19 protein-coding genes are annotated in these 22,815 nt (G+C 72.1%); 12 read left to right on the top strand and 7 right to left on the bottom strand.

Annotated features, from left to right (window positions below; all coding sequences use genetic code 11):
* Positions 1-59: 59 nt before the first annotated feature.
* The gene (epsC, locus tag L3K22_RS11935; protein WP_263311559.1) at positions 60-641 is read right to left on the bottom strand and encodes a serine O-acetyltransferase EpsC; all 582 of its coding nucleotides are present in this window, start codon (positions 639-641) and stop codon (positions 60-62) included.
* 11 nt (positions 642-652) lie between these two features.
* Positions 653-1,582, bottom strand: a complete 930-nt coding sequence (gene cysK, locus L3K22_RS11940) for a cysteine synthase A (RefSeq protein ID WP_263311560.1) — start codon at positions 1,580-1,582, stop codon at positions 653-655.
* Positions 1,583-1,822: 240 nt separating this feature from the next.
* On the opposite strand from cysK, the gene L3K22_RS11945 reads away from it, so the two are divergent.
* Positions 1,823-3,358 carry a DUF5129 domain-containing protein gene (locus L3K22_RS11945; RefSeq protein ID WP_263311561.1) on the top strand — a complete coding sequence of 512 codons (1,536 nt, stop codon included), beginning with the start codon at positions 1,823-1,825 and terminating at the stop codon, positions 3,356-3,358.
* A 98-nt stretch (positions 3,359-3,456) separates the two neighbouring features.
* On the opposite strand, the gene trpS is transcribed toward L3K22_RS11945, so the two are convergent.
* Both trpS and L3K22_RS11955 read right to left on the bottom strand, forming a co-directional pair.
* Positions 3,457-4,551, bottom strand: coding sequence for a tryptophan--tRNA ligase (gene trpS, locus L3K22_RS11950; protein ID WP_263311562.1), 1,095 nt, complete (start codon positions 4,549-4,551; stop codon positions 3,457-3,459).
* Between the two features lie 709 nt (positions 4,552-5,260).
* Complete coding sequence (locus L3K22_RS11955; RefSeq protein WP_263311563.1) at positions 5,261-6,262, bottom strand: LacI family DNA-binding transcriptional regulator; 1,002 nt, start codon at positions 6,260-6,262, stop codon at positions 5,261-5,263.
* Positions 6,263-6,422: 160 nt separating this feature from the next.
* Here L3K22_RS11955 and L3K22_RS11960 point away from each other — a divergent pair, with 160 nt between their 5' ends.
* From L3K22_RS11960 to L3K22_RS12010, 11 genes are all read left to right on the top strand, one after another.
* The gene (locus L3K22_RS11960) at positions 6,423-7,703 is read left to right on the top strand and encodes a sugar ABC transporter substrate-binding protein (RefSeq protein ID WP_263311564.1); all 1,281 of its coding nucleotides are present in this window, start codon (positions 6,423-6,425) and stop codon (positions 7,701-7,703) included.
* A gap of 133 nt (positions 7,704-7,836) precedes the next feature.
* Complete coding sequence (locus L3K22_RS11965; RefSeq protein WP_263311565.1) at positions 7,837-9,417, top strand: ABC transporter permease subunit; 1,581 nt, start codon at positions 7,837-7,839, stop codon at positions 9,415-9,417.
* A gap of 14 nt (positions 9,418-9,431) precedes the next feature.
* The gene (locus tag L3K22_RS11970) at positions 9,432-10,334 is read left to right on the top strand and encodes a sugar ABC transporter permease (RefSeq protein WP_263311566.1); all 903 of its coding nucleotides are present in this window, start codon (positions 9,432-9,434) and stop codon (positions 10,332-10,334) included.
* A gap of 13 nt (positions 10,335-10,347) precedes the next feature.
* Positions 10,348-12,387 carry a glycoside hydrolase family 13 protein gene (locus tag L3K22_RS11975; protein ID WP_263311567.1) on the top strand — a complete coding sequence of 680 codons (2,040 nt, stop codon included), beginning with the start codon at positions 10,348-10,350 and terminating at the stop codon, positions 12,385-12,387.
* Positions 12,388-12,460: 73 nt separating this feature from the next.
* The gene (locus L3K22_RS11980; RefSeq protein ID WP_263311568.1) at positions 12,461-14,161 is read left to right on the top strand and encodes a glycoside hydrolase family 13 protein; all 1,701 of its coding nucleotides are present in this window, start codon (positions 12,461-12,463) and stop codon (positions 14,159-14,161) included.
* Positions 14,162-14,293: 132 nt separating this feature from the next.
* A complete protein-coding gene (locus tag L3K22_RS11985) occupies positions 14,294-15,553 on the top strand; it encodes a carboxylate--amine ligase (protein WP_263311569.1) in 1,260 nt (419 codons plus the stop codon).
* Between the two features lie 86 nt (positions 15,554-15,639).
* Entirely contained in the window at positions 15,640-16,914 is a 1,275-nt protein-coding gene (locus L3K22_RS11990) for a carboxylate--amine ligase (RefSeq protein ID WP_263311570.1), read from the top strand.
* A 61-nt stretch (positions 16,915-16,975) separates the two neighbouring features.
* Positions 16,976-17,482, top strand: a complete 507-nt coding sequence (locus L3K22_RS11995; RefSeq protein ID WP_263311571.1) for a YbhB/YbcL family Raf kinase inhibitor-like protein — start codon at positions 16,976-16,978, stop codon at positions 17,480-17,482.
* A 207-nt stretch (positions 17,483-17,689) separates the two neighbouring features.
* Positions 17,690-18,928 carry a glycosyltransferase gene (locus tag L3K22_RS12000; protein WP_263311576.1) on the top strand — a complete coding sequence of 413 codons (1,239 nt, stop codon included), beginning with the start codon at positions 17,690-17,692 and terminating at the stop codon, positions 18,926-18,928.
* Complete coding sequence (locus L3K22_RS12005; RefSeq protein ID WP_263311572.1) at positions 18,925-19,716, top strand: TVP38/TMEM64 family protein; 792 nt, start codon at positions 18,925-18,927, stop codon at positions 19,714-19,716. Before L3K22_RS12000 ends, L3K22_RS12005 begins: the two co-directional genes overlap by 4 nt.
* A 13-nt stretch (positions 19,717-19,729) precedes the next feature.
* On the top strand, positions 19,730-20,914 hold the full coding sequence (locus tag L3K22_RS12010) for a glycosyltransferase (protein ID WP_263311573.1): 1,185 nt from the start codon (positions 19,730-19,732) through the stop codon (positions 20,912-20,914).
* A gap of 90 nt (positions 20,915-21,004) precedes the next feature.
* On the opposite strand, the gene L3K22_RS12015 is transcribed toward L3K22_RS12010, so the two are convergent.
* The 3 genes from L3K22_RS12015 to grpE form a co-directional block, all read right to left on the bottom strand.
* Entirely contained in the window at positions 21,005-21,445 is a 441-nt protein-coding gene (locus tag L3K22_RS12015) for a heat shock protein transcriptional repressor HspR (RefSeq protein ID WP_263311574.1), read from the bottom strand.
* A gap of 115 nt (positions 21,446-21,560) precedes the next feature.
* Positions 21,561-22,568, bottom strand: coding sequence for a DnaJ C-terminal domain-containing protein (locus tag L3K22_RS12020; RefSeq protein ID WP_263311575.1), 1,008 nt, complete (start codon positions 22,566-22,568; stop codon positions 21,561-21,563).
* 144 nt (positions 22,569-22,712) lie between these two features.
* Positions 22,713-22,815, bottom strand: a 103-nt coding sequence (gene grpE, locus L3K22_RS12025; RefSeq protein ID WP_263311577.1) for a nucleotide exchange factor GrpE, incomplete at its 5' end; no start/stop codon positions are given.

Consider the following 22,815-nt stretch of genomic DNA (forward strand, 5'->3'; position numbering starts at 1 on the left):
GGTCCCGGCGGGCGCGCGCGACCCGCGAGGCCAGGGCCCCGCGGGTCGTCGGCACCGGATCAGATCCAGATCGCCGGGTCGGTGTGCTCCTCGGGATGCGCGGCCTCGGGGCGGATCGTCGCCGGGATGCCGACCGCGGTCGCCCGGGCCGGGACGTCCTTGACGACCACGGCGTTGGCCCCGACCTGGGAGCCCTCGCCGAGGGTGATCGGGCCGAGCACCCGGGCACCGGCCCCGATCACCACGCCGTCGCCGACCGTGGGATGGCGCTTGACCCGCTCCATCGACCGGCCGCCGAGGGTCACGCCGTGGTAGAGCATCACGTCGTCGCCCACCTCGGCGGTCTCGCCGATCACCACGCCCATGCCGTGGTCGATGAAGAAGCGCCGGCCGATCATGGCGCCGGGATGGATCTCGATGCCGGTCACCGAGCGCGAGCCCTGGGCGAGGACGAGGGCGGGCAGCCTCGCCCCCCGCGCCCAGAGCCGATGCGCCACGCGGTGGGTCCAGATCGCGTGCAGCCCCGGGGAGGTCAGCAGGATCGCGAGGTCGTCGGTCGCCGCAGGGTCGCGGCGGTGCGCCGCCGCGAGGTCCTCCCGGACGCTCGCGACGACGCCCATCACCCGGTCCAGGGCGGCCATGGCGTCCTTCCTCAGTCCGCGTACTGCGCGAACAGCGGCGTGGAGAGGTAACGCTCGCCGAAGGAGGGCACGATCACCACGATGGTCTTCCCGGCGAACTCCTCACGGGCGCCGACGCGGGCGGCGGCCTCGATCGCGGCGCCGGAGGAGATGCCCACCAGCAGGCCCTCGCCGCGGGCCACGGAGCGGGCCCGCTCCATCGCAGTCTCGGCGTCGATGTCGAGCACCTCGTCGTAGACCTCGCGGTCCAGGATCGAGGGCACGAAGTTCGCGCCGATGCCCTGGATCTTGTGGGGGCCGGGCTGGCCGCCGTTGAGGATCGCGGACTCCTCGGGCTCGACGGCGAAGACCTTCACCTCGCCCTTGCGCTCCTTGAGCACCTGGCCGATGCCGGAGATGGTGCCGCCGGTGCCGATGCCGGCGACGACCGCGTCGACCTCGCCCTCGGTGTCCGCCCAGATCTCCTCGGCGGTGGTGCGGCGGTGGATGTCGAGGTTCGCGGGGTTGTCGAACTGCTTGACCTGCACGGCGCCGGTCTCCGCCGCGATCTCCTCGGCCTTCTCGACCGCGCCCTTCATGCCCTTGGCGGCCTCGGTGAGGACCAGCTCGGCGCCGTAGGCGCGCAGCAGCATCCGCCGCTCCTTGGACATCGACTCGGGCATGGTGAGGACGACCTTGTAGCCGCGGGAGCCTCCGATCATGGCCAGCGCGATGCCGGTGTTGCCGGAGGTCGCCTCGACGATGGTCCCGCCGGGCTTCAGCTCGCCGGACTTCTCCGCGGCATCGATCATGGCCACGCCGATGCGGTCCTTGACGGAGTTGGCGGGGTTGTAGAACTCGAGCTTGGCCAGGACGGTCGCGCGGACGTCGTCGCCCAGGCGGTTGAGCTTCACCAGCGGGGTGCGACCCACCAGATCGGAGACGTTCTCGTAGACGGGCATGCGGTACCTCCTCGTCGGGCCCCGCACGGTGCAGGGCCAAGGGTTTCTTGCGTCGATCATAACGGGGCGGGGCGTGAAGGGTTCGGGAGTTCGACGGGCGACCCACGGGACGCCGACGGGAGCGGCTGACGGGAGCGGCCGCGGAGACTCCCAGGGTTCTTCCGCAGGTCGACAGGAGGAGGGCCCGACACCGACGGAGGTCGTCCCCCTTCCCGCCGGTCGAGCCGTTACGGTCGCCCCATGTCCACGTCGCGTCCGTCCTCCGCCGCTCTCGGCGCACCCCGCACCCGCCGTCCCTCGAGAAAACTGCTGCTGCTCGCGCTCCTGGCCGTCCTCCTGCCGGCGGCGCTCGCCCCCGCACCCGCACGTGCCGAGCCGCCGGCCTCCGTCGAGGTCACCGACACCACCCGCTCCGTGGACCCGGAGATCCTCGAGCACCGCCTCGCGGAGATCGACTTCCGCACCGAGGTGCGCCTGATCGTGCTCGTCCTGGACGTCACCGAGCACGGCCTGGACCCGGCGGACGACAGGGCGCTGAACGACGCGGTGCTCGACCACGCCCGCAGCTCCGACCCCTCGCTGCTCTCCGCCGACGGCTCGCACTGGGCCGACGGGACGGTGATCCTCGCCCTGGATCCGAACAACCGCTTCCTGGGCTCCTATGCCGGCGAGGACGTGAAGCTCTCGGAGAGCGACTTCGAGGCGGTCCAGGACGCGATGCGCCATCCCGCCCGGGACGCGGACTGGGACGGATCGCTCGAGGCGGGTGCGAAGAAGTACGCCTCACTCCTGCACCGTCCCTGGTGGCGTCATCCCGCCGCGCTCGTCGCCGCAGCGGCCGTCGTGGTCGGAGCCGTCGTCGCGGCGGTCTCGACCCTCGGGCTGCGTCTCGCAGCACGGCGCCGGGTGGATCGTGCCCTGCCTCGACACCGGGACGTCCTGACCAAGCGCGCGATCACCGACGCCGCGGCGCGCACTCTTCCCGAGCACTCCGCCTACGCGCAGGCTGCGGTTCTCGCCCACGAGCGGTTCTCCCAGGACCTCGAGGAGGCGGCCCGGCTCCGCGCCGCCCTCCCAGAGCCTGCGGAGCGCCCCTGGGCGTGGGGCCTGCGCGGCCGCGAGCGGGCGACGGCCGCGGACTTCGAGCGCGTGGTGGAACGGCTCGACGACGCCGACGACGACATCCTCGCCGCCGCCGATCTGCTCCATCGCAGCGGGGAATGGCGAGCAGTCTGGGACCGGGAGCTCGAACCGCTGCGCGACTCCCTCGCCGCCCTCGGGGAGGTCGAGGAGGACCGCGGGGAGATGAGCACCGCCGAGCAGGCATCCGCGGACCGTCTGCTGACGCTCGGCGACGGGATCGCCCGCGAGCTGGATCGGCTCACCGCTCGACTCGAGGACGACGCGATCGATCCCGACTCGGCCCTCGAGGAGCTCGACACCCTCACCCGGGAGCTCTCGGCCGCGGTCGAGGAGCTTGCCGAGCACCGCATCGACGTGCTCGCCGAGGACGATGACGAGCGCGAGGTGCTGCGCGACGCCTTCGAGGACGCGGACGGCGGGGAGTACCGCTCCCTGCGCGCCCGACGTCACGCGCTGGCCCCCGGGACGTCACCGGGCCTCTGGCAGCTCAGCCCCGTGCTGTGGTATTCGAGCTGGCACCAGGAGTCCGGCTCCGCGCTCGAGACGCACCGCTCGCCCTCCTCGGGAGGCGGCGGCGTGACGGGCTACTCCGGCGGCGGGTTCTCCGGGGCGGGCAGCTCGAGCCGTTTCTGAGCCGGCACCGGGCGCGCCCGCCCGGGCGCGGGCCGCGGACGAGGACGGGCCCGTGGCCCGCCTGCGCAGGTCACGGGCCCGTCCCTGGGCAGGAGCGGTCAGTAGACCATCCCCATGAACTCGCGCACGCGCTGGAGGGTCTCGTCGGCCGCGGCGTTCGCGCGCTCGTTGCCGGCGCGCAGCACCTGCATCAGGTAACCGGGATCCTGCTCGAGCTCGGCGCGGCGGGCGCGCAGCGGGGCGAGGTGGGCGTTCAGGGCCTCGGCGGTGAAGATCTTCAGGGTCCCCGCGCCGCGGTCGCCGATCTCCTCGGCGATGTCCTCGGGGGTGCGGCCGGTGGACTGCGCGGCGATCGTGAGCAGGTTCGCGACCTCGGGGCGGTTCTCGGGGTCGTAGGTGATCTGCCGGTCGGCGTCGGTCTTGGCCTTCTTGATCTTCTTGATCGTCTCGGCCTCGTCCATCCGCAGCATGACGGTGTTGCCCAGCGACTTGCTCATCTTGTTCTCGCCGTCAAACCCCAGGATCGTCGGCGACTCGGAGAGCAGCGCATCGGGCTCGGGGAAGTACTCCTCGCCGCCCGCATAGCGCTCGTTGAAGCGCCGGGCGATGACGCGGGTCTGCTCGATGTGGGGCAGCTGGTCCTTGCCGACGGGCACGAGGTTCCCGTGGCAGAAGAGGATGTCCGCGGCCTGGTGCACGGGATAGGTGAGCATGAGCCCGCCCATCGCGGACTTCCCGGCGGCGGCCAGCTCGGCCTTGACGGTGGGGTTCCGCTCCAGCTCCGGCTGGGTGACCAGCGAGAGGAACGGCAGCATGAGCTGGTTCAGGGCGGGCACCGCCGAGTGGGTGAAGATCGTGGCGCGCTCGGGGTCGATGCCGACGGCGAGGTAGTCGGTGAGCAGCTCGCGCACGGAGCCCTGGATGTCGCCGAGGATCTCGCGGTCGGTGATCACCTGGTAGTCGGCGACGATCACCCAGGTCTCCACGCCGGCCTGCTGCAGGCGGACGCGGTTGCGCAGGGAGCCGAAGTAGTGGCCGATGTGCAGGGCGCCGGTGGGCCGGTCACCGGTGAGCATGCGCAGGCCGCTGGGGTCGCTCTCGATCTTCTGCCAGATCGCGTCGCTGCGCCGCTGGGCGGCGTCGTAGCTGGAGGGGGCGATTTCGGGGGTCGCATCGGCGACGGTATCGGTCATGCCCACCATGCTATCGGCGCCGGCGCGCCCCTCCGACGCGACCGACGACGGCCGGATCGTCGGGTGCCTCACCAGGCCAGGGAGAGCACCAGCACGGCGGTGGAGTGGAGCAGCATCCCCAGACAGTTCACCCAGAAGGCGGGACCGAGGAAGCGCGCCCGCAGGTGGGAGGCGGCGGCTGCGAGGAAGTGGACGACCCGGACAGGACGGCAGCACAGCCCGGAAGTCAGCGGTGAGCCGATTAGGGAGCTCGGAGAACAGGGTGGAGGGATAGCGACCCGTCATGAGGATCGCGACAAAGGGGCCGCGACAGCTCGGGGTGCGCGAACAGGCTCCCAGGAAGGGATCGACCAGCTCGAGCATGGCGTCCACGACGTCCAGCGCACCATACCCGGTGGTCTCCGGCTCGTACCCCTCGACCTCCGGGACGGCAGCATCGTGCGGCGATCACCCGCCGACTCGTCCCTGCGCGCTGTGCGTGCCGTCTTCCAGGCATCGGACCTCCCCGACCGTGGTGAACATGTTCAGTGAGCACGTCCACCGAGGTAAGTGCGACCCGAAATGATCGCACATCCGGACGGAGGAGCCGGTTTTCCTCGGCTCCCTTCCAGGGATGGAAGTCAGGTGATGAATACCGTGCCGTGCGGCGTTGCCGGGGTCGCTCGCGGCGTCCGACCGGGCGAGGAAGCCCCCGGTCCGCGGCCCCGGGTCAGGCTTCGGGGGCGGAGCCGGTGGAGCCGCGGACGACGAGCTGCGGCCGCACCACCACCAAGGTGCGGGAGGGGCGACGGGACTCCTCGCCGCCACTGAGCGCGGCGCGCACGGCCGCGCGAGCCAGGGCGGGCACGGCCTGGCGCATGGTGGTCAGCGGCGGGTTCGTCAGGGCCGACCAGAACACGTCGTCGTAGCCGACCACGGAGACGTCCCCCGGGATCGTCAGGCCCATCGCGCGCACGGCCTCCAGGGCGCCGGCGGCCATCACGTCGGACCCGCACATGATCGCGGTGGCGCCGCGGGCGACCAGGTCGCGGGCGGCTTCGTAGCCCCCGGCGTAGGAGAAGTCGGTGTAGGAGACGGGGCGCTCCTCGCGGTCGCTGTCGGCGGAGGCCTCCTCGAAGACCCGCACCTTCTCGCGCACCGGCCAGGTGCGCTCGTCCCCCACCGCGAGGCCGACGCGGCGGTGACCGAGGTCCTCGAGGTGCTGCAGGGTGGCGCGCACGGCGTGCTCGTCGTCGGTGGACAGGTAGGCGGCGTCCAGGTCCGGGCGCACGCCGTTGACCAGCACCAGGGGCCTCCCGGTATCGGTCACCTCGCGGTAGTGGTCGATGGGGCCACCTTCCTGGGCGTGGTGCCCGGAGACGACGATGATGCCGTCCACCCCGACCGACAGGAAACGCTGCAAGATCTCTCGCTCGCGTTCAGCGGTCCGGGCACGCATGGCCACCAGGCAGTCGGCCCCGCGCGCGAAGAGCTCGGCCTCGATGCGCTCGGCCCAGGAGGTGAAGACCTGGTTGTCGAGGTCGGGCACCAGCACCCCGACCAGCGGCCCGGTGCGGGTGGCGGCGGTGCCGACCTCCCGCCCCAGCCGGCGGGCCGTCTCGATCACGGAACGCCTGGTGGCCTCGTTGACCCCGGATCGCCCGTTGAGCACCCGGGAGACAGTGGCCTCGCTCACACCGGCGGCCTTGGCGATATCGATGAGTCGCGCCATCACACTCATCCCCCCTTGTCACGAGCGCCAACGCACCGTGTCCGAATCGTGTCCTGCAAGTTCTTGCTGATTCTTGCACAGGACGGCGGCAGGATCTATATTTTCTCCCAATCCGCACGGCCACCGACGGCCAGGTGCACCACGATTCGAAGGAGAAGACGTGCAGATCCGTCGCAAGAACTTCCTCGCCCTGAGCGGCATCGCCGCCACCACCGGTGTCCTCGCCGCCTGCGGCGGCAGCAGCGACTCCGGTTCCGACAGCTCCTCCGGCAGCTCGGACGCGGGCGGCTCCTCCGAGGGCGCGGCGCCCGAGCGCGCCGATGCCGACCTCGTGATCTGGACCGACGAGGTCAAGGCCGGCGCCCTCGAGGGCCCGGCGCAGGACTGGGCCGAGGCCAACAACCTCACCGTCGCGGTGCAGATCGTCGCCGACGATCTGCAGGGCAACTTCATCACCGCCAACCAGGCCGGCAACGGCCCCGACATGATCGTGGCCGCCCACGACTGGATCGGGAACCTGGTGCAGAACAGTGCCATCTCCCCGGTGCAGCTGCCCTCCGGCGCCTCCGACGCGATCGCCCCGGTCGGCCTCGAGGCCGTGACCTACGACGGCCAGACCTACGGCGCCCCCTACGCCGTGGAGACCCTGGTGCTCTACGCGAACAACGAGCTCACCGACGTGCCCGAGCCTTCCACCGTGGAGGAGCTGGTCGAGGCCGGCGAGGCCGGCGGCGCCGAGAACGTGCTGTCCCTGCCGGTCGGCGAGGAGGGCGACGCCTACCACATGCAGCCCTTCTACACCTCCGGCGGCGGCTACCTCTTCGGCGAGGACTCCGAGGGCAACCTCGACCCCTCCGACGTGGGCGTGGGCCAGGAGGGCTCGATCTCCGCGGCCGAGAAGATCATCGAGCTCGGCGAGCAGGGCGTGCTGAAGACCTCCATCAGCAACGACAACGCGATCTCGCTGTTCACCGACGGCAACGCCGCCTACCTGATCTCGGGCCCCTGGGCGCTGGCCGACATCCGCACCGCGGAGGTCGACTTCACCATGAGCCAGGTCCCCGGCTTCGAGGGCATGGACCCGGCGGTCCCCTTCGCCGGCGTCAACGCCTTCTTCGTCGCCTCCAGCGGCGCCAACCAGGGCTTCGCCCAGCAGTTCGCCACCGACGTGGTCTCCTCCCCCGACATCGCCGAGGCGATGTTCGCCGGCAACGAGCTGCCCCCGGTGAACCTCGAGCTGCAGGAGAAGCTCTCGGCCGACTACCCCGAGATCGTGAAGATCGCCGAGTACGCCGGGGACGCCTCCCCGATGCCCGCCATCCCCGAGATGGCCGCCATCTGGGAACCGCTCGGTCAGGCCGAGGCCAACCTGGTCGGCGGCGCGGACGCCGAGTCGACCATGACCTCCGCCGGCGAGCAGATCTCCAGCCAGATCGGCTGACCCTCTCCGCCATGGAGCGGGCAGCACGCCCGCTCCCCCGGCTCCCCCGGACGGGGTGCGACATCACGGCGTCGCACCCCGTCCGACCGACCTGCCCGGTCACACCCGCCACCCCGTGAAAGGCACCGTCGCCATGTCCAGCCCCCTGCCGCCCGTGCACCGCGAGCGCAGCACCTCGATCCCCGCGGTCCTGGTGCGCATCATCGTCCTCGGCGCCGTCCTCGCCGTCACCGCCTTCACCGTGCCGCTGATGATCCAGCAGCAGCAGTGGCTGTGGCTGGCCGTGATGGTCCTGGCCGCGATCGCGATCTTCGTCATCTACTCCACGAAGCGCTTCATCCCCGGGAAGTACCTCTTCCCCGGCACCTTCTTCCTCGCGGTCTTCCTGATCACCCCGATCATCCTCACGGTGGGCTACTCCTTCACCAACTACGGCGACGGCACCCGCGGCACCAAGGAGCAGGCGGTCAACTCGATCATCGCCAATTCGGTGGTCCAGACCGACGACTCCACCTGGTACAACATGTCGGTCGCCACCCAGGGCGACCCCGTCGAGGGCCCCTTCACCCTGTTCCTGGTGGACCCCGCCACCGGCGTCGTCTACTCCGGCGACGAGGAGACCGAGCTGGCCCAGGTGCCCGCCGCCGACGTCACCGTCGAGAACAACTACGTCACCGAGGCCTCCGGCTACACGATCCTCGAGGCGCGCGAGGTCAACGACGCCTACAACGCGCTGCAGGAGGTCGCCGTCCCCGTCGACGAGAACTCCGCGGTGCGGGTGCAGGGCGCCAATCAGGCCTACGTGGGCACCACCCTGCTGACCTACGACGAGGCCGCCGACACCATCACCGACACCCAGACGGGCGCGGTCTACGCGGTCGGCACCGTGGGCGACTCCGAGTACTTCGTGAACGAGAACGGCGAGCGCGCCTTCAGCCAGTCCTGGCTGCAGAACGTGGGCTGGTCCAACTACCAGCGCCTGTTCACCGACTCCAACATCGCCCGCCAGTTCCTCGCCGCCTTCGTCTGGACCCTGGTCTTCGCCCTCGGCTCGGTGGCGCTGACCTTCGTGGTCGGCTTCGCCCTGGCGCTGATCCTCAACGACGAGCGGCTGAAGGGCCGCCGCCTGTACCGCTCGATCCTACTGATGCCCTACGCAGTGCCGGGCTTCATCGCCCTGCTGGTGTGGTCGAACTTCTACAACCAGGATTTCGGCCTGATCAACACCACCCTCGGCATCAACGTGAACTGGCTGGGCGATCCGACGATGGCCAAGGTCGCGGTCCTGCTGACGAACCTGTGGATGGGCTTCCCCTACATGTTCATCGTCTCCACCGGCGCCCTGCAGGCGATCCCCGGTGACGTGATGGAGGCGGCCCGCATCGACGGCGCCAGCCGCTTCCAGACCACGGTGAAGGTGGTGACCCCGCTGCTGCTGGTGGCCGTGGCCCCGCTGCTGGTGGCGTCCTTCGCCTTCAACTTCAACAACTTCAACGCGATCGAGCTGCTCACCGAGGGCGGTCCGTTCCTGCCGGGCGAGTACACCCGCGGCGGCACCGACATCCTGATCTCGATGATCTACCGCATCGCCTTCGGCGGCTCGGGGGCCGACTTCGGCTTCGCCTCCGCCGTCTCCGTCGCCCTGTTCGCGCTGACCGGCGTGCTCGCGGCGATCCAGTTCCGGTTCACCAGCGTCCTCGAAGACGTCAACTGAGAGGCGGCCCGATCATGAGCACGCAGACTTCGCAGCAGACCTCCGTCACCGCGCAGCGGCGGATGCCCTTCGGCCGCTGGATGGCCGAGGTCGGGTGGCGCCACGTCGTCGGCATCCTCGCCGTCGCCTTCGCGGTGTTCCCCATCCTGTTCATCATCTCCGCCTCGGTGAACCCGCTGGGCACCGTCTCCAGCTCCGGCCTGATCCCCAAGGCCTTCTCCCTGGTGCACTACGAGTCCCTGATCGCGGGCGATCGCGGGCCCTTCCTGCGCTGGTACGTGAACACGATCATCGTGTGCGGCACCGTCGCCCTGGTGCAGGTGTTCCTCTCCACCCTGGCCGCCTACGCCTTCAGCCGCCTGCGATTCGCCGGTCGCCGCATCGGCCTGCTCTCGCTGCTGCTGGTGATGATGTTCCCGGCGTTCCTGGCGATGATCGCGGTCTACTCGATGGTCTCCGGGCTGGGCAAGGCGATCCCCTTCCTGGGTCTGGACTCGCTGCCGGGCTACATCATCGTGCTGCTGGGCGGCTCGCTCGGCCAGGTGTGGCTGATCAAGGGCTTCTTCGACACCGTGCCCAAGGAGCTGGACGAGGCCGCCATCATCGACGGCTGCTCCCACTGGCAGGTGTTCACCAAGATCCTGCTGCCCACCCTCACCCCGATCCTGGCCACCACCATCCTGCTGGCCCTGGTGGGTGTGCTCTCCGAGTTCCTGCTGGGCTCGATCTTCCTGACCAGCAACGACACCAAGACCCTGGCCGTGGGCCTGTACGGGATGCTCGAGGGCGACCGCTCCAACAACCTGGGCGTCTTCGCCGCCGGCTCGGTGATGATCATGGTGCCGGTGATCATCCTGTACCAGTTCCTGCAGCGCTACATCGTCGGCGGCTCCACCGCCGGCGCCGTGAAGGGCTGAACGGACCCTCCCGATGAGCGATCTCCCCTCCCCCGCCCCGCAGCCGGTCGATCCCGCGATCGAGCCCAGCGGCGTGCCCCTGACCGAGCAGCCCCACCACGACTCCGGCCCGTCCTTCGTGCCGGGTCCGCGGGCGGGCCTCGGCCAGGAGGCCACGCTGCGGGTCTGGGTGCCCGCCGCCTATCCGGCCCGCACCCTGGCCCTGCGGTCCGTGGTGGACGGGGAGATCCTCACCGGGGACCTCACCCCGCGTTCCGCGTCCGACGGCACCGGCACCTGGTGGGAAGCGACCCTGACCGTCGCGAACCCGGTCGTGCCCTACCGCGTCGCCGTGCTCGCCGAGCCCGGTGCCCGCACCGCCTCCGGCGCCCCGGTCCCCACCTACGCCTGGCTCACCGCCGCCGGCCTGGTGCCCTGGGACGTCTCCGACGCCACCGACTTCCGCCTGGTCGCGCACGAGCCGGCCCCGGACTGGGTGGACGACGCGATCGTCTACCAGGTCTTCCCCGACCGCTTCGCCCGCAGCTCCCGCATCCCCGAGGACGCCGAGGGCCGCCCCGTCCCGGAGGACCTGCCCGCCTGGGCGGTGCCGATGCGCTGGGACGAGGAGCCCGCCGTGCGCGGCGACCTCACCGGCGCCCAGTACTACGGCGGCGACCTCGACGGGATCATCGAGCGCCTGGACCACATCGCCTCCCTCGGCGCTGACACCGTCTACCTCACCCCGATCTTCCCCGCCGGCTCCGTGCACCGCTACGACGCCTCCACCTTCGAGGCGGTCGATCCGCTGCTCGGCGGCGAGGAGGCCCTGGTGCGGCTCTCGAAGGCGCTGCACGCGCGCGGTATGCGCCTGGTGCTGGACCTGACCACCAACCACACCGGGGACACCCACGAGTGGTTCCGCGCCGCCCAGGCCGATGCCGGGAGCGAAGAGGCCGGGTACTACCTGTTCACCGAGCACCCGGACCGCTACGTGAGCTGGCTGGACGTGCCGAGCCTGCCCAAGCTCGACCAGCGCAGCGCCGCCCTGCGCGCCCGCCTCACGCGCGGCGAGGGCTCCGTGACCGCGCGATTCCTCGACGAGCCCGTGCTCGCCGACGGCTGGCGCATCGACGTGGCCAACATGACCGGCCGCCACGGTGCGGTGGACCTCACCCGCGAGGTGGCCCGCGAGATGCGTGGCACCCTGCGCCGGGTCCGCGCCCGCACCGGCCGGGACACCTGGCTGGTCGCCGAGCACGGCCACGACGCCACCGGGGACCTGGACGGCGACGGCTGGCACGGCACCATGAACTACACCGGCTTCACCCGGCCCCTGTGGGCCTGGCTGGCCGAGCCCGGCAGCGCCCTGAACTGGCTGGGACTGCCCATGACGACGCCGCGGCTGCCCGGCGGTGCCGTCTCCCGCAGCCTGCGCGACTACAACGCGCAGATGCCCTGGCCCTCCCGCCTCCACTCCCAGAACCAGCTCTCCAGCCACGACACGCCCCGCACCCGCACCGTGGTCGGCGAGCGCGGCCGCCAGCTCACCTCCGTCGCCGCCCTGGCGGCCCTTCCCGGGGTGCCCACCGTCTTCGCCGGGGACGAGCTCGGCGCCGAGGGCCTCACCGGGGAGCACGCCCGCACCCCGATGCCCTGGGCCGCCATCGACGCCCTCTCCGAGCAGGCGGGTGATCCCGGGGACGCAGATCTTCCGGTCGATGCCGAGGTGCTGGAGGCCACCCGCACCCTGCTGGGCCTGCGCCGCGAGCGCCCGGCCCTGCGCCGCGGCGGCCTGCGCTGGCTGCACACCGGGGACGACGCCCTTGTGCTCGTGCGCACCCACCCGGACGGCGACATCATCGTGCACCTGGCCCGGGACGCCCACGATCCCGTCACCTTGGACCTGCGGTCCCTGCCCGGCGTGACCGGTGCCCATCCCCTGGCGGCCGTCGGCGGCGCCACCGCCGCCGCGGACGGACCGCTGCTGCACCTGCAGGCCACCGCGGCCGGCGCCACCGTGCTGGCTGCTGAGCCGACCACGGAACCGGCCACGGAACCGACCTCTGTCTGAGACTCCACGAATCCTCCGGGCCGGCACTCCCCGTCGGCCCGGCGCCCCGCACCGCCCCCATCGGAAGGACACCATGACCATCACCCCCTCGCCTGCCCGCGCGACCGCGCAGCCGGAGGCCGGCGCCCCCGAATGGTGGCGCGACGCCGTGGTCTACCAGGTGTATCCCCGCTCCTTCGCCGATGCGGACGGCGACGGCATGGGCGACCTGCCCGGCGTCACCTCCCGCCTGCCCTACCTGCGCGAGCTCGGCGTGGACGCCCTCTGGCTCTCGCCCTTCTACACCTCCCCGCAGCGCGACGGCGGCTACGACGTGGCCGACTACTGCGACGTGGACCCGCGCTTCGGCTCGCTCGCCGATGCCGACGAGCTCATCGCCTCCGCCCATGCGATGGGCCTGAAGGTGATCGTGGACATCGTCCCCAACCACTCCTCGAGCGAGCACGAGCTGTTCCAGCAGGCGCTGGCGGCCGGGCCCGGCTCCCCCGAGCGGGACATGTACGTGTTCGCCGATGGCCGGGGTGAGCACGGCGAGCTGCCGCCGAACAACTGGACCTCGATCTTCCACGGCGAGGCCTGGACCCGCGTCACCGAGGCGGACGGCACGCCCGGGCAGTGGTACCTGCACATCTTCGACACCTCCCAGCCGGACTGGAACTGGCAGAACCCGCGCGTGCACGCCCTGTTCCGGGATGTGCTGCGGTTCTGGCTGGATCGCGGGGCCGACGGGTTCCGCGTGGACGTCGCCCACGGGATGGTCAAGCCCGAGGGGCTGCCGGACGCCGCCGTCAACGCCGAGGGGCTGCTGGACATCCCCGAGGGCGAGGTGCCGATCTACTTCGACAACGACGGGGTGCTGGAGATCTACCGCGAGTGGCGGCCGATCCTGGACTCCTATGAGGGCGAGCGGATGATGGTGCTGGAGGCCTGGATCCCCGAGCACCGGCTGCCGCTGTACATCGGCCCCGAGGAGGCGCACCAGTCCTTCAACTTCGGGTTCCTCCAGGCCACCTGGGGCGTGGAGACGATGCGGGCGGCGATCGAGAAGCCGCTGGCCCTGGCCGATGCCGTGGGCGCGCCCACCACCTGGGTGCTGTCCAACCACGACGTGATCCGGCACGCCACCCGCTACGGCTTCCCGCCCGGCTACCGCTTCGGCGAGGGGCTGGGGCGCGAGGAGACGCCGGACACGGCGCTGGGCCTGGCCCGCGCCCGCGCGGCGACGCTGCTGATGCTGTCCCTGCCGGGCGCCGCCTACCTGTACCAGGGCGAGGAGCTGGGCCTGCCGGAGGTCGCGGAGATCCCCGACGCGCTGCGCGAGGACCCCGCCCATCTTCGGGCCGGCGTGCCCGGCCGCGACGGCTGCCGCGTGCCGCTGCCCTGGCGGGCGGACGCCCCGGCGTACGGCTTCTCCCCCACCGGCGAGAGCTGGCTGCCGCAGCCGGAGGAGTTCGGGGGGCTGGCGGCGGATGCGCAGGAGGGCGTGCCCGGGTCGACGCTGGAGATGTACCGCGCCGCGATCACGCTGCGCAGGGAGCACGGGCTGGGCCGCTCGGACGCCCCGGTGGAGTTCCTCGAGGACCTGCCCGAGGGCCTGCTGGGCCTGGTGCGCGGCGAGGTGGTGGTGCTGGTGAACACCTCGGAGCAGGAGCTGCCCCTGCCCGCCGGACCGGACGGCCTCGACCTCGCGGACGCGGAGGTGCTGGTCGGCTCCGCCGAGCCCGTGCCCGGCCGGCTCCCGGCCGACGCCGCCGTGTGGCTGCGTCGGCGCTGAGCCGCCGCTGCGCCGGGGAGGAGCAGCACTGACGCCGCCGGCGGATCGCCGGTGAGTCGCGGTGCTCACGTCCGGCCGCGCAGGGCCCGTCCCTGCGCGGCGGGAGCCCGCCTCCCCGCTAGGATCGCTCTCATGCGCTCGCCCTCCGCCCCGGTCGATCCCGGGTTCGACGTCGTCGTCCTCGGCGCCGGCCTGAACTCCCTGAACCTCACCATCGCCTTCCACGCCCAGTACGGGATGCGCTGCACCACCGTGGTGCGCACCCCGGTGGCGATGAACGAGCGCACGGTCACGACGGACCTCGTCACCCTCGGCGCCGACGCGAGCGACGAGGACCTGCGCGATGCGCTGATCGACCTGGCCGCCCAGCGCCCCGCCGGCCGGCCGGCGCTGCTGCTGACCAACGCGGACTCCCTCATCGAGCTGATCGATCGCTTCCGCGCCGATCTGGAGCCGCACTACCTGCTCGCGCAGGTCGACGCCCAGCTGCTGTCGCGCCTGGCGGACAAGGCCGAGTTCGCGGAGATCTGCGAGGAGCTCGGCATCGACACGGTCCCCACCGTCATCGTCGACTTCTCCCGGGCCGGGGAGCCGGACTGGAACGGGCACGAGGAGCTGCCATGGTCCTATCCCGTGGTCGGCAAGGCCGCGAACACCGCCGAGTACCACCACGTCGACTTCCCCGGGAAGAAGAAGGTGTTCTTCCTCGAGTCCGCGGAGGAGCAGCAGGCCCTCGTGCGATCCCTGCACGAGGCCGGCTTCACCGGGCGCTTCCTGTTCCAGGAGCTGATCGAGGGGGACGACACCGCGCAGCGCTCGATCACCGCCTACCGCTCCAGCCGCGGGAGGGTGACGCTGCTGTGCGCGGCGCAGGTGCTGCTGGGCGAGCACACCCCCGAGGCGCTCGGCCGGCCCGCCGCAATGGTCACCGGCGACTTCCCGAGCCTCACCGCCGCCGCGGAGCGCTTCCTGGACCATGTGGACTACGTGGGCTTCGCGAACTTCGACGTGAAGGTCGACCCGCGCACCGGCCGGGAGTGCTTCTTCGAGATCAACCCCCGCATCGGCCGGAACAACTACTACGTCACCGCCGCGGGCGAGCCGGTGGCGCGGCACGTGGTAGAGGACCGGGTGCACGGCCGGGACATCGCGCAGGTGCGCGTCACCCGGCCGATCCTCTACACGATCCTGCCGCTGCGGCTCGTGCTCTCCTATGTGCGCGATCCCGCCCTGCGCGAGCACGTCCGAGGTGTGGCGCGGCGCGGGCTGCGCAACCCCTTCCGGTACCGTCCTGAGGGCCTGTGGATGCGCGCCTACTCGGTCGTCTCCGGCCTGAACTTCGTGCGCAAGTACCGCGCCGTGTACCCGCGCCCCACCGACACCGGCTTCTGAGCGTCCGGGCCCGGCACGTCCCGCCGCTCCCCGATCCCACCGCTTCACCCCTCCCGCACCGCGCACGACCGACAAGGACCCCTCTGATGCCCGACACCCCGCCCCGCCCCTGCACCGCCGTGTCGACCCCGGAGGTGGACCTGGTGCTGCTCGGCGGCGACATCGGCATCTACGCCCTGGCCCGCGCCTTCCACGAGAAGTACGGGATCACCTCGACGGTCGTGACCCGGAAGGTCGCCGGCCCCGTCGCGGACTCCTCGATCCTGACGACCGTGGAGCTGGGCATGGCCGCCTCCGAGGAGGACATGGTCGCGGCGCTGCTGCAGGTGGGCCGCGACAAGGCCGCCCGCCCCGGCGGTACCCGCCCGGTGCTGCTGGCGAACGCGGACTTCCTGGTCGCGCTGCTGGCCGCGCACCGGGACGAGCTCGGCGAGCTCTTCCACCTGCCGCTGCTGGACGACGACGTGCTCGAGGCCGTCGCGGACAAGGCGACCTTCTCCCAGATGTGCTCCGAGATCGGCGTGGCCACCCCGCGCACCGTCGTGCTCGACTTCGAGGGCGGCACGGCGCCGGAGGTGCCGGAGCTGGACCTCGGCTGGCCCGTGGTCGCCAAGGCCTCCCGCTCCTCCGCGTACAACGCCGTCTCCTTCCCCGGCAAGCGGAAGGTCTTCGAGATCGAGGACCGCGCCCAGCTGCTCGACCTCGTCGGCCGTCTCACGGAGGCCGGCTATCAGGACCGCTTCGTGGTCCAGGAGATGATCCCCGGCGACGACACCTCGATGCTGTCGGTGACCGCCTATGTCGACACCCAGGGCCGGGTCACCCTGCTCGGCGGGGCGCAGGTGCTCCTCGAGGAGCACACCCCCGGCGCACTGGGGAACCCGGCGGCGATGTTCACGACCGACCTGCCGGAGGTGTTCGAGCAGTCGGTGCGCTTCCTGCACCACGCCGGGTACCGCGGCTACGCCAACTTCGACGTGAAGATCGATCCCCGCGACGGGGTCGGGAAGTTCTTCGAGGTCAACCCCCGCATCGGCCGGAACAACTACTACATGACCGCGGCCGGGGCGAACGTCGCGCTGCCCGTGGTGGCGGACCTCGTCGAGCAGCGCGAGATGGAGCGGCTGGTGCCGCGCGAGGAGATCCTCTACTCGATCGTGCCGTGGCCGCTGCTGCGCCGCTACATCATCGACCCGGACCTGCGCACCCGGGTGCGGGAGATCGGGAAGCGCCGCACCGTGCACCCGCTCGCCTACGGGGTCGAGGGAGCGAAGCGCCGCTTCTACGTGCTCGCCGCGAAGATGAACCAGGTCAAGAAGTTCCTCCAGCACTACCCGCGCCCCTCGGCCGACGGCTTCTGAGGGGCGGGAGACCGGCGCGGTCCGGTCGACTTCTCCGCGCGCCCTGCCTAGGCTGACCGGCATGAGCGAGAACGTCACCGAATCCGACGAGACCTTCAGCCTGCACTCCTCCGCCACGCCGGACGGGACGGAGGTCGCCCCGCCGCAGCTCGTCGAGGCCCTCGGCGGGCAGAACCTCTCCCCCGATCTCGCATGGAGCGATGCTCCCGAGGGGACGCGGTCCTTCGCGGTCACCTGCTATGACCCGGACGCCCCGACGGGCTCCGGGTTCTGGCACTGGGTCGCCTGGGACATCCCTGCCACTGCCGCGTCGCTGCCGCAGGGCGTGGCCCGCGAGGACGCCGGCTCGCCGATCCGCCAGGCCGTGAACGACTTCGGGAACGTCGGCTACGACGGGCCGGAGCCGCCCGCCGGTGCCCCGCACCGCTACCAGTTCTCGGTCCACGCCCTGCCGGTGGAGACCCTCGGCGTCGAGCACGGGGCCGCCAACGTCCAGGCGCGCTTCGCGATCTTCACCCAGCAGCTGGCGTCGACGTCGCTCACGGCCCGCTACCAGGTGACGGGCTGACGCACTAGGGGGAAACTCTCCGCGACGCGTCGGGCGCGCCCGGTTCTGGCCCCTGGGCACCGGTCATAGGCTCGGAGCATGAGCACGAGGACCAGGCACGACCAGGCGTCGGAGGCAGGATCAGACCACGGTCTGACCCCTCTCCTCCGCTCGGCGGAGGCGCTCGGCGCGACCACGTGCGAACCTCGAGGGGTGAACGTGACCAGGATGCGCCCGAGCCCCCGTCAGGACGCCGAGCCGACCCGTCCCCTGCGAGTGCTCCTCACCACCGACTGGTGGGAGCCGGTGGTCAACGGGGTGGTCGCCTCGGTCCAGACCCTGCGCCGCGAGCTGCTCGCCCTCGGCTGCGACGTGCGGGTGCTGACGCTGTCCCAGGGCATCCGCACCCGCAGCGAGCAGGGCGTCTACCGCATCGGCTCGGTCTCCGCCTCGATGGTCTACGACCGCGCCCGGATCGGCATGCCCGCCAGCCGCCGCGTGCTGCGCGAGATCCTGCGCTGGCGACCGGACGTCGTCCACTCCCAGTGCGAGTTCTCGACCCACGTGTGGGCGCGCCGCATCGCCCGCACCCTCGCCGTGCCGCTGGTGCACACCTACCACACGATCTACGAGGACTACACGCACTACTACTCCCCCAGCCGCTCCGTCGGAAGGAAGGTCGTGGAGACCTTCTCCCGCCGGGTCCTGGCGGGGACGGACGCCGTCGTGGTCCCCACCGCGAAGGTCCAGCGGATCCTCACCGGCTACGGGGTCCGCTCCCCCGTGCACGTCGTGCCGACGGGCCTGGACCTCGAGCGCTTCCGCCCCGCCGCGAGCGAGGCCGAGCACGAGGACGTCCGGTCGCTGCGCCGCGGGCTCGGCATCGCCCCCGAGCAGCGGGTGCTCGTCTCCGTCTCGCGCCTGGCCAAGGAGAAGAACCTCGAGGAGGTCCTCGACATGGTCGCGGCCGCGGACCGGGCGGACACGGTGCTCGTGCTCGTCGGCGACGGGCCCTACCGCCCCGAGCTCGAGGCCCACTCCCGGGCACTCGGGATCGCCGACCGGGTCCGCTTCGCGGGCGTCGCGGATCCCGCCGAGGTGCAGCGCTGGTACCGGATCGGCGAGCTGTTCGTCAGCGCCTCCCTCAGCGAGACCCAGGGCCTGACCTTCATCGAGGCGCTCGCCTCCGGGCTGCCGCTGCTGTGCCGCCGCGACCCGTCGCTGGCGAGCGTGGTCATCGAGGGGCGCACGGGCTGGCAGTACGAGGACGCCGAGCAGTTCTCCGCCCACCTGTCCACGCTGCTGGACGGCCCGCGCCGACGCGAGGAGATGGCGACCGCGGCCCGTGAGCACGCGCAGGCCACCTGCGGGGCGCAGGACTTCGGTCGGCACGTGCTCGAGGTGTACCGCCAGAGCCTGCGCCGCAGGCCCGCCCGGATCATCCCGCACCCGGTCGTGACCGCATGAGCACCACGACCGGGACGATCCCCGCGATCCGCACCGCACCGACGCGCCCGGCGACCCCTTCACGCCGCGTCGCCGACCGTGACCTCACCGGCCGGCCGTTCCCCGCACCCGTCTCCCGCCCGGGTGCGGTGCAGGCCCCGGCCGCCCCGCCCCGGCCCGGCGCCGACCGGATCTCCGGGACCGGCGGCCGGGAGGCGGGGATCCGACGGGACCCGCTGCGGATCGCCGCCCGGCTCTCCCCGCTGCTCGGCCTCGGCCTCTCCATCGCGCTGGTGGTCTGGGGGCTCGACACGGGGGTGCTGCGCTCGCTGACGAACCTGCAGGCCTTCATCGACTCGCTCGGCGCCTGGGGTCCGCTCGCCTTCTTCGTGGTCTCCGCCGCCTCGGTCGTCTTCCCCATCGTCCCCGGCGGCCTGCTGGTGATCGCGGGCCCGGTGCTCTTCGGTGCCGTCGAGGGGACCGTGCTGAACTACCTCGCCGTGTGCTCGGGCTCCCTGCTGAACTTCCTGATCGCGCGGCACGTGGGCCTGGGCCTCATCCAGCGGATGTTCCGTCCGCGCACGGTGGAGAAGCTCCTGGGCTGGACGCGCAGCGCGCACTTCACCCGCGCCTTCGCGCTCGCGATCGCGCTGCCCGTCGCACCCGACGACCTGCTGTGCTACATCGCGGGCACCACCCGCATGACGTGGCGCACCTACGTCGCGATAATCCTGCTGTGCAAGCCGTGGGCGCTGATCGCCTACGGCCTCGGCGTGAGCGCGCTGCTGCTGCGCTTCCTTCCCTGGTGAGGAGTACTCCCCGATGCTCATGAGCTCCCGCGCCGCGAGGCGCCGCCGCCGGCCCCTCGAGGCGGCCGGCCGCCGATTGGACCGCATCGCCCGCACCGTCCTCCCAGGACGCCCTCCCCGCCGCGGGGTGCGCGGCGACGAGCCGCTGCGCGTGCTGCTGCCGCGCGGTCTCGCCTCGCTGGCGAAGGAGTCCGGGATCGGCGCCGCGATCCGCCATCAGGAGATGGCCGTGCGGGCACTCGGCCACGAGGTGGTCACCAACCCCCTGCGCCCCTTCGACGTGGTGCACCTGAACACCCCGTTCCCGGACACGCCGCTGCTCGCGCACTGGGCGCGGCTGTGGCGTCGCCCGGTGCTGATGTGGGCGCACTCGACCGAGGAGGACTTCCGCGACTCCTTCCCCGGGGCGAACCGCGTCGCGCCGCTGTTCCGTCGCTGGATCGCGCACCTGTACCGCCGCGGCGACCTCGTGGTCACCCCGAGCGAGTACTCGCGCGGGCTCATCTCCCGGCCGGAGTACGGCCTGCGCGCCCCGGTGCGGGTGCTCTCCAACGGCGTGGACACGACCTTCTTCCGCCCCGATCCGGGAGCGCGACGGCGGCTGCGCGAGCAGCTGGGCCTCGGTCCGGAGGCGCGCGTGGCGGTCAGCGTCGGGATGCAGCTGGTGCGCAAGGGGATCCTCGACTGGGTGGAGGTGGCGAGACTGCTGCCGGAGGTGACCTTCGTCTGGTACGGCCGCACCGATCCCCCCATGCTCACCCGTGACGTCGAGCGGGCGCTGGCCTCCGCGCCGCCGAACGCCCTCTTCCCCGGCTACGTGCAGGCGGAGCAGGTGCGCGAGGCGTACTGCGGGGCGGACGTCTTCTGCTTCCTCACCAAGGAGGAGACCGAGGGGATCGTGCTGTGGGAGGCGCTGGCCTGCGAGGTGCCCGCGCTGGTGCGCGCGATCCCGATCTACCGCGACGGGATGCCCGACGGGGTGCTCACGCACCAGGTCGCGGGCGACGGCCCCGGCTTCCCGGGGCGCGCGGCGGAGAAGCTCGCTGCGCTGCTGGACGGGGAGCTCACCGACCTCCGCCGCGCGGGACGCGAGGCGGCCGAGAGCGTGGACATCCAGCAGATCGCGCGGACGCTCGGGGCGCTGTACGAGGAGGTCGGGGCGCAGCCGCACCGGCCTGCTGCCGGGAGGGACGGCTGAGGCCGGGCCGCCCGGGCGCGGGTGCCGGCCTCGGCCCTGCGTCGTCGGCCGCTCGCTCGGTGCAGGCGATGGAGGCTCGGCGCCTGCGGCTCAGCGCCGGTGGCCCGGCCGCCAGACGACGAGCGCGCCGCTGCCGGAGCTGCGGCGGGGACGCTCGCCGCGGCGCAGAGCGCTGATCTCCCCGTCGCGGTCGGCGGTGAACACGCGGCGCTGCGCGGGGCTCATCGACTCGAGGGTCTCACGCACGCGCTGCAGCTGGTCCTGGAGGGTCTGGACCTCGTCCTGCAGCTCGAGGATCCGCTTGATGCCGGCGAGGTTGACTCCCTGGTCCTGGGACAGCGCCTGGATCTCCCGCAGCCGCATCACGTCGCGCGCGCTGTAGCGGCGTCCCCGGCCGCGGGTGCGCTGCGGGACGACCAGGCCGAGCCGGTCGTACTGGCGCAGGGTCTGGGGGTGCAGGCCGGAGAGCTCGGCAGCGACCGAGATGGCGAAGACCGGCACGCGCTCGTCGAGACGGGACGAGGGGGCCATCGGAGAGCTCCTTCCGGGATGCGGGGATCGACGCGTCGGGACGGGCGCGGCGGCGGGCGGCGCCGATCTCCGAACGGACCGGCCGGAGACCTCCGTCCGGCCCGTTCGGCTCCGGTCAGCTGGCGGCGGCCGCGGCGAGCCCGGCGCGCGGGTCCTCGTCCTTGAGCGCCTCGCGGAGGTCCTCCACGGCCTTCTTCGCCTTCCCCTCGACGTGCGAGGGGACCGCGACCTGGACGGTGACGTGGAGGTCGCCGGTGCGCTTGGAGGTCACGAGCCCCTTGCCGCGCACGCGCAGGGTACGGCCGGACGGAGTGCCCGCGGGGACCTTCACCGACACGGTGCCACCGTCAAGCAGCGGGACGGACACGGTGGCGCCCAGCACGGCCTCGTCGAAGGAGACGGGCACCGTGATCTTCAGGTTCGCGCCGTCGGCGCTCCACACGGGGTGCTCCTCGACGTCCAGCGTGAGCAGCAGGTCTCCTGCCGGGCCGCCGCCGGGGCCGGGCCGGCCCTTGCCGCGCAGGCGGATCTTCTGCCCGTCGTGGACGCCCGCGGGGATGCGGGCGGTGACGGTCCTCCCGTCCACGGTCAGCCGGATCTCGGTGCCCAGCGCCGCGTCGCGGAAGCTGATCCTCGTGCGGGCCGAGATGTCCTGGCCCTTGGAGGGGCCGGGCTGGAAGCCGGCCGGTCCCCCGCCGCCGAAGCCGCCGCCGGCCTGGCCGCCGAACATCTTCAGCAGGTCGTCGAGGTCGGGGTTCGCGCCGCCTCCGCCGCCTGCGGCGTAGCCGCCTGGGGCACCCTGACCGGCGCCGAACATGGAGGAGAAGATGTCCTCGAAGCCGGCGGCCCCGGGGCCGCCCTGCCCGGCGGAGAAGCGGGCGCCGCCGGCGCCCATGGCGCGGATCGCGTCGTACTGCTCGCGCTGCTCGGGATCGTTGAGGACCGAGTAGGCCTCGCCGATCTCCTTGAACGTCTCCTCCGCCGCGGGGTCGTCGGGGTGGCGGTCGGGGTGGTACTGCCGGGCCTTCTTGCGATAGGCCTTCTTGATCTCCTGCGCGTCGGCGTCCTTGGAGACGCCGAGGACCGCGTAGAAGTCCTTGTCGAGCCAGTCCTGTCCGGACATCAGCGTCTCCTTCCGGGAGCCTCAGGTGCTTCTGCGTCGTTCGTGGTGTTCGTGGGGTTCGTGGTGTTCGTGGGGAATGAGCCGGGGCGGGGCCCGTCGGCGGGACCGACGGGCCCCGCCCCGGCGTGCTGGAGGCGCCTGCTCTCAGGCGGGTCCGCGCGTCCCGACCCGGGCGGGGCGCAGCACGCGATCGTTCATCGCATAGCCCGGCTGCATGACGAGCGAGATCGTGGCGGTCTCGACGTCG

This window comes from Brachybacterium atlanticum (assembly GCF_025669985.1).
GTDB classification, from domain to species: Bacteria; Actinomycetota; Actinomycetes; order Actinomycetales; family Dermabacteraceae; genus Brachybacterium; species Brachybacterium conglomeratum.

Coding starts and splice junctions, on each gene's coding strand:
- L3K22_RS11970 (WP_263311566.1), top strand. CDS start 9,432: ATGAGCACGCAGACTTCGCAGCAGACCTCCGTCACCGCGCAGCGGCGG.
- L3K22_RS11965 (WP_263311565.1), top strand. CDS start 7,837: ATGTCCAGCCCCCTGCCGCCCGTGCACCGCGAGCGCAGCACCTCGATC.
- L3K22_RS12005 (WP_263311572.1), top strand. CDS start 18,925: ATGAGCACCACGACCGGGACGATCCCCGCGATCCGCACCGCACCGACG.
- L3K22_RS11995 (WP_263311571.1), top strand. CDS start 16,976: ATGAGCGAGAACGTCACCGAATCCGACGAGACCTTCAGCCTGCACTCC.
- L3K22_RS12010 (WP_263311573.1), top strand. CDS start 19,730: ATGCTCATGAGCTCCCGCGCCGCGAGGCGCCGCCGCCGGCCCCTCGAG.
- L3K22_RS11955 (WP_263311563.1), bottom strand. CDS start 6,262: ATGGCGCGACTCATCGATATCGCCAAGGCCGCCGGTGTGAGCGAGGCC.
- L3K22_RS11990 (WP_263311570.1), top strand. CDS start 15,640: ATGCCCGACACCCCGCCCCGCCCCTGCACCGCCGTGTCGACCCCGGAG.
- cysK (WP_263311560.1), bottom strand. CDS start 1,582: ATGCCCGTCTACGAGAACGTCTCCGATCTGGTGGGTCGCACCCCGCTG.
- L3K22_RS11985 (WP_263311569.1), top strand. CDS start 14,294: ATGCGCTCGCCCTCCGCCCCGGTCGATCCCGGGTTCGACGTCGTCGTC.
- L3K22_RS11945 (WP_263311561.1), top strand. CDS start 1,823: ATGTCCACGTCGCGTCCGTCCTCCGCCGCTCTCGGCGCACCCCGCACC.
- L3K22_RS11980 (WP_263311568.1), top strand. CDS start 12,461: ATGACCATCACCCCCTCGCCTGCCCGCGCGACCGCGCAGCCGGAGGCC.
- epsC (WP_263311559.1), bottom strand. CDS start 641: ATGGCCGCCCTGGACCGGGTGATGGGCGTCGTCGCGAGCGTCCGGGAG.
- L3K22_RS12015 (WP_263311574.1), bottom strand. CDS start 21,445: ATGGCCCCCTCGTCCCGTCTCGACGAGCGCGTGCCGGTCTTCGCCATC.
- L3K22_RS11975 (WP_263311567.1), top strand. CDS start 10,348: ATGAGCGATCTCCCCTCCCCCGCCCCGCAGCCGGTCGATCCCGCGATC.
- L3K22_RS12020 (WP_263311575.1), bottom strand. CDS start 22,568: ATGTCCGGACAGGACTGGCTCGACAAGGACTTCTACGCGGTCCTCGGC.
- trpS (WP_263311562.1), bottom strand. CDS start 4,551: ATGACCGATACCGTCGCCGATGCGACCCCCGAAATCGCCCCCTCCAGC.
- L3K22_RS12000 (WP_263311576.1), top strand. CDS start 17,690: ATGCGCCCGAGCCCCCGTCAGGACGCCGAGCCGACCCGTCCCCTGCGA.